The 11217-nt window shown below is 66.6% G+C and carries 13 protein-coding genes; 7 read left to right on the forward strand and 6 right to left on the reverse strand.

Features of this window, described 5'->3' with window-relative positions:
- From V6M46_RS13610 to V6M46_RS13625, 4 genes are all read left to right on the forward strand, one after another.
- The coding region (locus tag V6M46_RS13610; protein WP_332666070.1) for a PfkB family carbohydrate kinase at positions 1 to 384 on the forward strand (384 nt) is incomplete at its 5' end.
- Positions 385 to 509: 125 nt separating this feature from the next.
- Positions 510 to 1358, forward strand: coding sequence for an aa3-type cytochrome oxidase subunit II (gene ctaC / locus V6M46_RS13615; protein ID WP_332666089.1), 849 nt, complete (start codon positions 510 to 512; stop codon positions 1356 to 1358).
- Positions 1358 to 3112 (forward strand): aa3-type cytochrome oxidase subunit I, encoded by a 1755-nt coding sequence (gene ctaD, locus V6M46_RS13620; RefSeq protein ID WP_442880519.1) that lies wholly within the window; start codon positions 1358 to 1360, stop codon positions 3110 to 3112. Before ctaC ends, ctaD begins: the two co-directional genes overlap by 1 nt.
- Before the next feature lie 3 nt (positions 3113 to 3115).
- Positions 3116 to 3511: a cytochrome c oxidase subunit 4 gene (locus V6M46_RS13625; RefSeq protein ID WP_332666071.1), complete on the forward strand. Its 396-nt coding sequence runs from the start codon at positions 3116 to 3118 to the stop codon at positions 3509 to 3511.
- A 3-nt stretch (positions 3512 to 3514) separates the two neighbouring features.
- On the opposite strand, the gene V6M46_RS13630 is transcribed toward V6M46_RS13625, so the two are convergent.
- Positions 3515 to 3739 carry a helix-turn-helix domain-containing protein gene (locus V6M46_RS13630; protein WP_332666072.1) on the reverse strand — a complete coding sequence of 75 codons (225 nt, stop codon included), beginning with the start codon at positions 3737 to 3739 and terminating at the stop codon, positions 3515 to 3517.
- An 89-nt stretch (positions 3740 to 3828) separates the two neighbouring features.
- Here V6M46_RS13630 and V6M46_RS13635 point away from each other — a divergent pair, with 89 nt between their 5' ends.
- A complete protein-coding gene (locus tag V6M46_RS13635) occupies positions 3829 to 5004 on the forward strand; it encodes a L,D-transpeptidase (RefSeq protein ID WP_332666073.1) in 1176 nt (391 codons plus the stop codon).
- Between the two features lie 99 nt (positions 5005 to 5103).
- Here the strand turns inward: V6M46_RS13635 and qcrB are convergent, their stop codons facing one another.
- The 4 genes from qcrB to ctaE form a co-directional block, all read right to left on the reverse strand.
- Positions 5104 to 6816, reverse strand: coding sequence for a cytochrome bc1 complex cytochrome b subunit (gene qcrB / locus V6M46_RS13640; protein WP_332666075.1), 1713 nt, complete (start codon positions 6814 to 6816; stop codon positions 5104 to 5106).
- Positions 6813 to 7862, reverse strand: coding sequence for a cytochrome bc1 complex Rieske iron-sulfur subunit (gene qcrA / locus V6M46_RS13645; RefSeq protein ID WP_332666077.1), 1050 nt, complete (start codon positions 7860 to 7862; stop codon positions 6813 to 6815). The genes qcrB and qcrA overlap by 4 nt, the downstream gene beginning before the upstream one ends.
- A complete protein-coding gene (gene qcrC, locus V6M46_RS13650; protein ID WP_332666079.1) occupies positions 7859 to 8683 on the reverse strand; it encodes a cytochrome bc1 complex diheme cytochrome c subunit in 825 nt (274 codons plus the stop codon). The genes qcrA and qcrC overlap by 4 nt, the downstream gene beginning before the upstream one ends.
- 71 nt (positions 8684 to 8754) lie before the next feature.
- Positions 8755 to 9429 carry an aa3-type cytochrome oxidase subunit III gene (ctaE, locus tag V6M46_RS13655; RefSeq protein WP_442880521.1) on the reverse strand — a complete coding sequence of 225 codons (675 nt, stop codon included), beginning with the start codon at positions 9427 to 9429 and terminating at the stop codon, positions 8755 to 8757.
- On the opposite strand from ctaE, the gene V6M46_RS13660 reads away from it, so the two are divergent.
- Together V6M46_RS13660 and trpD are read left to right on the forward strand one after the other, a co-directional pair.
- Positions 9418 to 9822, forward strand: a complete 405-nt coding sequence (locus V6M46_RS13660) for an Rv3143 family two-component system response regulator (protein WP_332666083.1) — start codon at positions 9418 to 9420, stop codon at positions 9820 to 9822. The two genes, ctaE and V6M46_RS13660, sit on opposite strands and share 12 nt — an antisense overlap.
- Positions 9823 to 9833: 11 nt before the next feature.
- A complete protein-coding gene (gene trpD, locus V6M46_RS13665) occupies positions 9834 to 10874 on the forward strand; it encodes an anthranilate phosphoribosyltransferase (RefSeq protein ID WP_332666085.1) in 1041 nt (346 codons plus the stop codon).
- A gap of 4 nt (positions 10875 to 10878) precedes the next feature.
- Here trpD and V6M46_RS13670 read toward each other — a convergent pair whose 3' ends face one another.
- Entirely contained in the window at positions 10879 to 11154 is a 276-nt protein-coding gene (locus tag V6M46_RS13670) for an Lrp/AsnC family transcriptional regulator (protein ID WP_332666087.1), read from the reverse strand.
- Positions 11155 to 11217 lie beyond the last annotated feature (63 nt).

An 11217-nucleotide genomic window follows, 5' to 3' on the forward strand; every position in this document is an offset into this window, starting at 1 on the left:
GCGCTGATCGAGCAGAAGACCGGCTGGTCCTCCGCCGACGTCCAGGCGCACGTCGGCACCCGCATCGTGACCCGCGGCAAGGCCGGCGTGACGGTCTACCCCGCCGACGGGGAGCCCATCGAGGTCAAGGCGATCGAGGGCATCGTCGCGGTCGACCCGACCGGCGTCGGCGACAGCTTCCGCGCCGGATTCCTCGCCGGAGTCGCCGCCGGACTCGACTTCGAGCGCTCGGCGCAGATCGGCTGCACGATCGCCGCCAGCGTCGTCGAGACCAAGGGCACGCAGGAGTACCAGCTCGAGCGCGAGGGCTTCCTCAAGCGCATCGGTACGGCATACGGTGAGCAGGCGAAGGCCGACATCGACGCGGCGCTCTCGCTCGCGTGACGCGCCGGTCAGACATACGTCCAACAGAGGCTGACCTCACCGCACGTGGTCGGTCCCGCTCAAGTAAGGTGCTGCACGTGTCATCACGTGACAGTCATGGTCCAGAAAGGCGCCCCGTGGGTCGGATGAAGCTGGCGGTTCTCGCCATCGCCGCCGTGGTCTTGAGCGGCTGTTCCCAAGTCGGTGATTCCGACGTCGAGCGCCTCGCGCTGCCCGTCGCCGGAAGCGACCGATCGGACGCCATGTGGAACGTCTGGCTCGGCGCCTGGATCGCCGTGCTGGCCGTCTTCCTGCTGGTCTTCGGCCTGATCGTCTACTCGATGATCCGTTACCGTCGGCGCAGCGACGACGAGGTCCCGGTCCAGATCCGCTACAACCTGCCGATCGAGGCGCTCTACACGTTCGCCCCGGTCGTCATCGTCGCGGTCTTCTTCTTCCACACCGTCACGTCGCAGAACGACATGCTCCGCGAGGTGGAGAACCCCGACCACACGATCGAGGTCGTCGGCAGCAAGTGGCAGTGGGCCTTCAGCTACCTCAACGAGGACGCCACCGAGGGCGAGGACGTCTTCGACATCGGCACCCCTCAGGACCCGACGGAGCTGTGGCTCCCGGTCGACGAGTCCGTACGGTTCAGGCTGCTGTCGCCCGACGTCATCCACTCGTTCTGGATCCCCGAGTTCTACTTCAAGATGGACGTCGTCCCGGGCCAGAAGAACCAGTTCGACATGACGCCGACCCGCGAGGGCGTCTTCACCGGGCGTTGCGCTGAGCTGTGCGGCCTCTACCACTCGCGCATGATCTTCAAGGTCCACGTCGTCTCCAAGGCGGAGTACGAAGCGCACCTCGTCGAGCTCGAGGAAGCCGGCCAGATCGGCGCGCCCAAGGGCGCCAAGGAAGCCCGCACGATCGCGGGCCTCCACGAAGAGGGCAACGGCGAAGCCGAAGACGTCCAGGAAGGAGCGGGGCACTGATGGCCACCACCACGGCAGCATTCGAGACACCTCGCGAGACGACGCACGAGCGCACCCTCGGCCAGAAGGTCGTCATGGTCCTCACCACGACCGATCACAAGGTGATCGGCAACATGTACCTCTTCACCTCGTTCGCCTTCTTCATCATCGGCGGCATCCTGGCGCTCCTGATCCGCGCCGAGCTGGCGCAGCCAGGCACCCAGGTCGTCGACGAGGAGACGTACAACCAGCTCTTCACGATGCACGGCACGATCATGCTGCTGATGTTCGCGACGCCGCTGTTCTTCGGCTTCGGCAACGCGATCATGCCGCTGCAGATCGGCGCGCCCGACGTCGCGTTCCCGCGCCTCAACATGTTCAGCTACTGGCTCTACCTGTTCGGCTCGACGATCGTCGTCTCCGGCTTCTTCGTCCCCGGAGGAGCGGCCAGCTTCGGCTGGTTCGCGTACGCACCCTTGAGTGATGCGGTCAACTCGCCAGGCATAGGCGGTGACCTCTGGGTCATGGGCCTGTGGATGTCGGGTCTCGGCACGATCCTCGGTGCGGTCAACTTCATCACCACGATCTTCACGATGCGCGCCCCCGGTCTCACGATGTTCCGGATGCCGATCTTCGTGTGGAACACGCTCGTCACGAGCATCCTCATCATCATCGCGTTCCCGATCTTCGCCGCGGCGCTGCTGGCCCTCGAGGCCGATCGCCGTCTCGGCGCCCACGTGTTCGACGCCGCCAATGGCGGGCCGATCCTGTGGCAGCACCTGTTCTGGTTCTTCGGGCATCCAGAGGTCTACATCATCGCGTTGCCGTTCTTCGGCATCATCACCGAGATCCTGCCGGTGTTCTCCCGCAAGCCGATCTTCGGCTACATGGGCCTGGTCGCCGCGACCCTGATGATCGCGGCGCTGTCGGTCGCGGTCTGGGCCCACCACATGTTCGTGACCGGCTCGGTCGACCTGGCGTTCTTCTCGTTCATGACGTTCCTGATCGCGGTGCCCACCGGGGTGAAGTTCTTCAACTGGATCGGCACGTTGTGGGGGGGATCTCTGTCCTTCGACACCCCGCTGATCTTCGCGCTGGGATTCCTCACGACGTTCCTCTTCGGCGGACTGACCGGCGTCATCCTGGCGTCGCCGACGCTCGACTTCCAGCTGTCCGACAGCTACTTCGTCGTCGCTCACTTCCACTACGTGGTGTTCGGCACCGTGGTGTTCGCGATGTTCGCCGGGTTCTACTTCTGGTGGCCCAAGCTCACCGGCCGCATGCTCGACGAGAAGCTCGGCAAGATCCACTTCTGGCTGCTGTTCATCGGGTTCCACATGACGTTCCTCGTGCAGCACTGGCTGGGCGTCGAGGGCTTCCCGCGTCGCTACGCCGACTACGGCCCCACCGACGGCTTCACGACGCTCAACGAGATCTCCTCGATCGGCGCGTTCCTGCTCGGTGCGTCCACGCTGCCGTTCTTCTACAACGTCTGGAAGTCTCGCAAGGGCCCGCTCGTCGGGCTCGACGACCCGTGGGGCTGGGGCCGCTCGCTCGAGTGGGCGACGTCGTCACCGCCGCCGCGCCACAACTTCACGTCACTGCCGCGCATCCGCTCCGAGAGCCCGGCGTTCGACCTGCACCACCCCGAGATCGCGCGGCTCGAGCTGCTCGACAACCCCGGGGAGACCTCTCCGATCGCGGATGCGCCGGACGTCGAGGGCAAGGGCGAAGCGACAGCACACCACACCGACGACGGCAAGGACGGTCACTGATCCATGAAGGCCGAGTACTGGACCATCATCGCGTGCGGCATCTTCTTCGTGATCGTCGCGCCCGTCTACTGGGTTCTCTCGCACGATCCCACCGGCACCACCGCGTTGGTCATGACGTTCCTGCTGACGGCGCTGCTGGGGTTCTACCTCGGTGTGGTCGCCAAGCAGATCCCCGATCGGCCTGAGGACCGCACCGACGGCGAGATCGCCGATGGCGCCGGCGAGCAGGGCTTCTTCCCGCCCTTCAGCTGGTGGCCGCTGTTCTGCGCCTCGGCACTCGCAGTGGTGGTGCTGGGTGTCGTGATCGGCTGGTGGCTGTTCATCATCGGCGCGGTGTTCCTCTCGGTCGCGGCCTGCGGCTGGATCTTCGAGTACTACCGCGGCATCCACGCGCACTGACGATCAGCGCGCGGCATCTCCGGCCAGGCGTCGCTTGAACCGGCGGTGCACCGCCTGCTTGGAGACGCCGAGCGCCGCGGCGATGCCGGCCCAGCTGACGCCGGCCTGCCGCGCCCGCATGACCTCGTAGTACTCCTCACGCTCCAGCTCCTCGAGTGCTTTCGCCACCCGGCTGAGCGCGGACAGCGGGTCCTCGGGGCGGTCTTCGGCCGCCATGATTCGGCTCATGGAGTCAATATATGTTGACGCGCCCGACCCGTCAACATACCTTGACGATCGTGGCTCGGTCGCGACCCACGACCACCTAGAATGGTCTGGTGAGGGATCTCCGTCTGCCGGCCGCGCTCGTGTGCGCGGCTCTTGTGGCTCTGTCCGCCTGCACAGCCGATGGCGTCAAGGAGGCCGTCACGCCTGACAAGCCCAAGGATCCCATCACGCTGACCGCCAACGTCGACCAGAAGGCCACGGACGTACGCGTCAGCACGATCGTCGCGGTCAAGGCTGAGCACGGGTCGATCACGAGCGGCGTCCTCACGAGCGACGACGGCGAGTCCACGGTCAAGGGGCGGGTCGCCGGCGGCTCGTGGCTGGCGAGTCAGCGGCTGGAGCCCGGCACGGCTTACACACTGCGGGTCAAGGGCACTGGCGAGGACGGCAAGGACCGCAGCATCATCCGCAGCTTCACGACCCAGCCGTTGACGCTCGCCCAGCAGACCTACCCGTCCGTGGCTCCCCTCCAGGGCGAGACGGTCGGCGTCGGTATGCCGGTCATCGTCACGTTCGACGTACCGGTCAAGAATCGTGCGCTGTTCGAGCGCAACATGAGCGTCCAGTCCAAGCCGACGGTCGAGGGCTCCTGGACCTGGTTCTCCGACCGCGAGGCGCACTTCCGCCCGCGGACCTTCTGGCCGGCGTACGCCAGGGTCAAGATCAACCTGCGCCTCAACGGGCTGCCGGCCGGCGACGGCATCTACGGCCAGCAGGACCAGCTCATCGACTTCAAGGTCGGGAGCAAGCGGGTCAGCGTGGTCGACGTCGCCAGGCACCGGCTCAAGTACACCGTCGACGGCGTGGTCGAGAAGACCATCCCGGTGACCACCGGCGACAACGGGCACCGGACGCGTCAGGGCACCAAGGTCATCATGGAGAAGTTCTCCTCGATCGACATGGACGCAGCCACGACGGGTGTCGACTCGGAGGATCCGGGCTACTACAACATCGAGAACGTCCGCTGGGCGATGCGCGTGACCAACTCCGGAGAGTTCCTGCACGCCGCGCCCTGGTCGGTCCGCTCACAGGGCCGCGACAACGTGAGTCACGGGTGCACCGGCATGAGCACCGCCAACGCCAGCTGGCTCTACCACCGCTCCCGCCGTGGCGATGTCGTCCGTTACGTCAACAGTCCACGGTCGCTCGAGGACCGCAACGGCTGGACCGACTGGAACGTCGACTGGTCCACCTGGCTCCAGGGCTCAGCACTCCACAAGGCCTGAGCGCCCGCGTGGGGCGGCCGCAGGTGGACGGACGACCCATGAACAGGACGAAGCCCCCGCCAGCAGCGCTGACGGGGGCTTCGAGTCGTACGTACGGGCTCAGTGCACCCGGGGGATACCGGTCTCGGACACGCCCTGGAACTCGTCGCCGAGCTCGACGGGATGACCGTCGTGGTCACGCAGGTGCTCCTCGGCATGGTGGACGTCCTCGACAGTGGGCTTGTCGACCACGCCGTCGTAGTAGAACGCCCGTGCCTTGGCTCGCAACTTGGCCATGCGGCCGTGGGGCACGGCAACGCCGTTGTGGTCGGTCTCCGGGGGAGCCTCGAGCACCGGCAGCCGGTCGTGGTTGGTCAGCGTGAACTGCTTGCCGACCGGCAGGGGAGCGTGGCGCTCGGAGAAGCCGCCGTCGGGCGACCGCTCGATGACGCCGGTCTCGTAGCCGTGCAGGATGCGGTTGGCGTCTGCGCGCTGCAGGCCGATGCAGATCCGCTTGGTGATGATGAACATGACGATCGGCAGGATGAAGAAGGCGAAGCGGCAGAACCAGGTGATGGCATTGAGGCTCAGGTGGAACTGGGTCGCGATGATGTCGTTGCCACCCGCGATCCACAGCACGGCGTACGCCGTCATGCCGGAGACGATGAACGCGGTCCGGAACGGCGCGTTGCGCGGGCGCTCCAGCAGGTGGTGCTCGCGCTTGTCGCCGGTGATCCACTGCTCGATGAACGGCCAGCCGGCGCCCACCCCGAGGAAGACTCCCGGCAGGATCGCGCCGGGGAGGAAGACGTTCCAGCTCCACGTGTAGTTGAAGAACGTGCTCTCCCAGTTGGGGAAGATGCGGACCGCGCCCTCGACGAAGCCCATGTACCAGTCCGGCTGCGAGCCGGCGGTGACCTCGGAGGGGTTGTAAGGGCCGTAGACCCAGATCGGGTTGATCTGCAGCGTCGCGCCCATGAGCGCGGTGAAGCCGAAGACCACGAAGAAGAATCCACCGGCCTTGGCCGCGTAGACCGGCAGCATCGGGTAGCCGACGACGTTCTTCTCGGTGCGTCCGGGGCCAGGCCACTGCGTGTGCTTGTGGAAGACCAGCAGGATCATGTGCGCCCCGATGAGAGCCAGCAGCAGCGCCGGGATCAGCAGGATGTGCACCATGTAGAGGCGCGGGATGATGAGGTCGCCGGGGAACTCACCACCGAAGATGAAGAACTCGAGGTATGACCCGACGATCGGGATCGACCTGACGAGTCCGTCGACGAAGCGCAGGCCCGTGCCGGACAGCAGGTCGTCGGGCAGCGAGTAGCCCGCGAAGCCCTCGACGAGTCCCAGGAGCAGCAGGCCCAGGCCGATCAGCCAGTTGAGCTCGCGCGGCTTGCGGTAGGCGCCCGTGAACATCACGCGCAGCATGTGCACGATCATCGCGGCGACGAAGAGCGCAGCCGACCAGTGGTGGATCTGCCGGATCAGCAGTCCGCCGCGGACGTCGAAGGAGATGTCGAGGGTCGAGGCGAATGCCTGGGACATCTCGACGCCGTTGAGCGGGGTGTAGGAGCCGTTGTAGGTGGTCTCACCCATGCTCGGCACGAACCAGAACGTCAGGAACGTACCGGTCAGCAGCAGGACGACGAAGCTCCAGAGCGCGATCTCGCCGAGCATGAAGGACCAGTGCTCGGGGAAGACCTTGCGGAGCAGGTGTGAACGCTTGCTGGCACCGGCGAGGCCGAGCCGGTCATCCAGCCAGCCGACCGGGCCGGCGGCCTTCTTGCCGAACGCCGTGTCCTCGATGTTGGTCTGCTCGTCGATGGTGCTCATGACTTATCATCCAACCTCTTCTGGTCGCGGGCGAGCTCTGGGTAGCTCGGCGCCACGATCTCGGTGAAGTCGCTCACGGCGATCAGATAGCCCTCGGAGTCGACCGCGAGTGGCAGCTGGGGGAGCGGCCGGTGGGCCGGGCCGAAGACGACCTTGCCGTTGTCGGCCAGGTCGAACGTCGACTGGTGGCAGGGGCAGAGCAGGTGGTGCGTCTGCTGCTCCCAGAGGCTGATGGGGCAACCGACGTGCGTGCAGATCTTGGAGTAGCAGAGGATGCCGTCGACGCCCCAGTTCTCGCGGCCCTTGGCCGGCGAGATGTCCTGGGGGCGCATCCGGACCACGATGACGGCGGCCTTGGACTTCGCGGCCAGCAGCTCGGTGCCGTGCAGGACCGGGTGACCTTCCTCGTCCATCTCGTACATGATGGCGGGCTCGGCGTTGACGAGCTGGCCGACCTGGAGGTCCGACGGCTTGATCGGGGTGCCGGCGACGTCGTTGACGACGCGCATGCCCTTCTTCCACACGGTGTTGCGGTGGCCGTACGGCAGCGGGCCCATGTCGCGGAGCATGATGACCGTCGGCAGCGCCAGGAAGCCCATCGACAGGAACAGCGAACGACGGATCATGGGGCGACGGCCGAATCCGGACTCGTTGATGCCGTCGTTGAGCTGCTTGAGCGTGTCGGCACGGTCCTCGGCGCTCGAGGAGGCCGGGTGCCGCAGCTCGATCATCTCTTGGTCACCCATGAGCTTCTTGGCCCACTGGATGATTCCGACGCCCATCAGCAGCATCGCGCCGCCGAGGGTCGCACCGAGGGTGAAGTTCATGGCCGACCAGCCCAGGAACGTCTGGTCCTTGTCGATCATGATGTAGGCGACGCAGAACCCCACGAGCAGCAGCGATGCCACCGTGAACATGCCGGAGATCTGTCGCTCGGCACGCTTGTCCTGGGCCGGGTCGACGTCGGTCGGGCGGTACTGGTGCTCCGGAAGGCCGGGGTCCCTCACCGGCTCGGTGTGGGGCAGCTGGTCGAGCTCGTCGCTCATTTCTTCTTCACTCTCGCTCCGTGGGCGCCGATCCATACGGCGGCGATCACGAGGCCGCCGATGCCGATGATCCAGGTGAACAGTCCGTCGACGACGGGCCCCAGGCCTCCGCCGCCCATGCCGCCGTAGTTGGGCTGATCCTGGACCTGCTGGATGTAGGCGATGATGTTGCTCTTGTCCTCGGGCGTGATGACGTCGTCGGAGAAGACCGGCATCTGCTGCGGTCCGGTGATCATGGCCTCGGCGATGTGCTTGGCGCTGACGCCGTCGAGCGCGGGGGCGTACTTGCCGTTGGGCAGGGCGCCACCGGCACCGACCGAGTTGTGGCAGGCCGTGCAGTTGGTGCGGAAGAACTCTCCGCCTTCGCTGATCTGCTCGGCGGTCTTGCCGGAGGTGTCGGTGTACTCGTCGTCCGGGATGGCCGGACCGGCGCCCAGGGTGGCGATGTAGGCCGCGAGCTGCCGGGTCTCCTCGGCGGTGTACTCCGGGTCCTTCTTGGGTGCCTGCGGCGCGGTCTTGGCCATCGGCATGCGGCCGGTGCCGACCTGGAAGTCGACAGCGGCAGCGCCGACGCCGATCAATGACGGGCCGTAGTTGCCGCCACGCTTGGTCTCGATGCCGCTGGCGTTCTTGCCGTGGCAGCTGGCGCAGCCGATCAGGAACAGCTGGCGACCGGCCTCGACGTCTTGCGTCGACGCGGTCGCAGCTTTCGCGGGTTCTGGCGCGACCGCCGAATAGACCCCTCCGACAACGCCGAGTGCCACGAGCAGAACGGCGATGCCGGCGAGTGGATGCCGGCGTCTGGTGGACAGTTTCCGCACCGAGAACCTCATTCCTGGAAGTGCTGCTGAGAATACCTTCGGGCGAGGCCCGACCTGCAGTGAGGGGAGCCTTAGCGGAGCATGTAGATCGTGGCGAACAACCCGACCCACACGATGTCCACGAAGTGCCAGTAGTAGGACACAACAATCGCAGAGATGGCCTGCTCGTGGGTGAACTTGCGAGCGAGGAACGTCCGGGCGATGACCAGCAGGAATGCGATCAGGCCGCCGATGACGTGCAGGCCGTGGAATCCGGTCGCGAGGTAGAACAGGCTGCCGTAGGGCGAGGACGAGATCGTGACGTGTTCCTGGACCAGTGCGGCGTACTCGGTCGCCTGGCCGGCGATGAAGACCGCGCCCATCAGGTAGGTGAGGAAGAACCACTCACGCATGCCCCACAGGTTGACCTGGCGGAGCGTGCCGCTGCGCCCGGCCTTGCCACGCTCGGCGGCGAACACACCGAACTGGCAGGTGACCGACGACAGCACGAGGATCACCGTGTTGGCCGTGGCGAACGGGATGTTGAGCAGCTCGGTCTGCTGGTCCCACAGATTGGGCGCGATGTTGCGAATCGTGAAGTAGGCGGCGAACAGCCCGGCGAAGAACATGAGCTCGCTGGAGAGCCACACAATGGTCCCCACCGTCACCATCGACGGACGGCCTTCCTGGCCATGGAGTCGGGAAGCAGGAATCACGGATGTAGTCGCCACGCGATCATTATGTACGATCGACCCGTGAGTGAGCACAAGCCCCTACGTGTCCTGGTCTACAGCGACGATCGCGATGTCCGCGCTGCTGTGCTTTCAGCCCTGGGCGCTCGCCCGCATCCCGACCTTCCGCCCTTCGAGTACGTCGAGTGCGCGACCGAGCCGGTCGTCTTCCAACAGCTCGACGCGGGCACGATCGACCTGGTGATCCTTGACGGTGAGGCCGTGCCCGCCGGCGGTCTGGGTATCGCCCGGCAGATGAAGGACGAGATCTACATGGCGCCGCCTGTGCTCGTGCTGACCGGACGCCCCCAGGACGCCTGGCTGGCCACGTGGTCCCGCGCCGAGGCCGCGGTTTCCCACCCGATCGAGCCGATCCGCCTGGCCGAGGTCGTCATCGACCTCGCCCGCGGTGTGCTCCAACCCGGCTGACGGGCCGTTCGATGTCCACGACCTGGCCCGACGTCCTCTCCGCTCTCGTGTCGGGCGTGGACCTGGACGCGCCCTCCGCCGCCTGGGCGATGGAGGAGATCCTCTCCGGCAACGCGACGCCTGCCCAGATCGCCGGGTTCGCCGTGGCGCTGCGCAGCAAGGGTGAGACCCTCGCCGAGGTGCAGGGTCTCGTCGACTCGATGTACCGCCACGCCGTCCCGCTCAAGGTGGACGGGCGCGTCGTCGACATCGTCGGCACGGGCGGCGACCGGGCCAAGACCGTCAACATCTCGACGATGTCCGCTGTCGTGATCGCCGGCGCCGGCATCCCGGTCGTCAAGCACGGCAACCGGGCGGCGTCGAGCGCCAGCGGCTCGGCCGACGTGCTCGAGCAGCTCGGCGTACGCCTCGACGTCCCGCCGACCAAGATCCTCGAGGTGCTGCACGCCTGCGGCATCACGTTCTGCTTCGCCCCGGTGTTCCACGCGTCCTACCGCTTCACGGCGGTGCCGCGGCGCGAGCTCGGCATCCCCACGACGTTCAACTTCCTCGGCCCGCTGACCAACCCGGCCCGGCCCCTGGCCATGGCGGTGGGTGTCGCGGATACCCGGATGGCGCCGATCATGGCGGGCGTCCTGGGCGCTCGGGGAGCCGACGCGTTCGTGTTCCGCGGTGACGACGGCCTCGACGAGATCACGACCAGCACGACGACGCGGGTGTGGATCGCCGACGGCGCGACCGGCGAGGTGTCGGAGGACACGATCGACCCGCGGGTGTTCGGCTTCGACTACACGCCGGTGTCCGAGCTCACCGGCGGTGACCCGGCGTTCAACGCCAAGGTCTTCGAGCGCGTGCTGGGCGGCGAGGAGTCGTCCGTACGTACGGCGGTCCTGCTCAACGCCGGGGCTGCGATCGCCGCCCACGAGGCGGCCGAGGGCAACCTCGAGACGAGGCTGCGATCCGGCATCGCGCGGGCGAAGGAGTCGATCGACACCGGCGCCGCGAAACGGGTCCTGGAGAACTGGGCACAGACGACGCAGACGTTGGTCTAGGCACCTACAGCCCGATCGAGAAGGCTTCCTCGAGGTCGTGCTGGCTGAAGGTCTGGAAGGCGATCTGGGTCTGGGTCGAGAGCACGCCGTCGACCTTGTTGAGCTGGTCGGCGACGACGGTCGCGACGTCGTCGACCTGGCGCACGCGGACCATCGCCAGCAGGTCGAGGTCGCCCGTCACGGAGTAGACCTCGCTGACCCCGTTGATGTCGGCGATCTGCTCGGCGATCTCGGACAGCCGCGAGACCTCGGCCTGGATGAAGACGATGGCGGTGATCACGTCAGCACACTATCCCGGCCGCTGGAGTCCTTGCCATGACGCGCTGGCGTCCTCGAACGGGGA

Origin of the sequence: Aeromicrobium sp. (assembly GCF_036676885.1) — a bacterium.
Taxonomy (GTDB): domain Bacteria; phylum Actinomycetota; class Actinomycetes; order Propionibacteriales; family Nocardioidaceae; genus Aeromicrobium.

Bases quoted from the DNA above. Each gene is read 5' to 3' on its own strand.
- qcrA (WP_332666077.1), bottom strand. From the start codon at position 7,862: ATGAGCGACGAGCTCGACCAGCTGCCCCACACCGAGCCGGTGAGGGAC.
- ctaC (WP_332666089.1), top strand. From the start codon at position 510: ATGAAGCTGGCGGTTCTCGCCATCGCCGCCGTGGTCTTGAGCGGCTGT.
- ctaD (WP_442880519.1), top strand. From the start codon at position 1,358: ATGGCCACCACCACGGCAGCATTCGAGACACCTCGCGAGACGACGCAC.
- trpD (WP_332666085.1), top strand. From the start codon at position 9,834: ATGTCCACGACCTGGCCCGACGTCCTCTCCGCTCTCGTGTCGGGCGTG.
- V6M46_RS13630 (WP_332666072.1), bottom strand. From the start codon at position 3,739: ATGAGCCGAATCATGGCGGCCGAAGACCGCCCCGAGGACCCGCTGTCC.
- qcrB (WP_332666075.1), bottom strand. From the start codon at position 6,816: ATGAGCACCATCGACGAGCAGACCAACATCGAGGACACGGCGTTCGGC.
- V6M46_RS13625 (WP_332666071.1), top strand. From the start codon at position 3,116: ATGAAGGCCGAGTACTGGACCATCATCGCGTGCGGCATCTTCTTCGTG.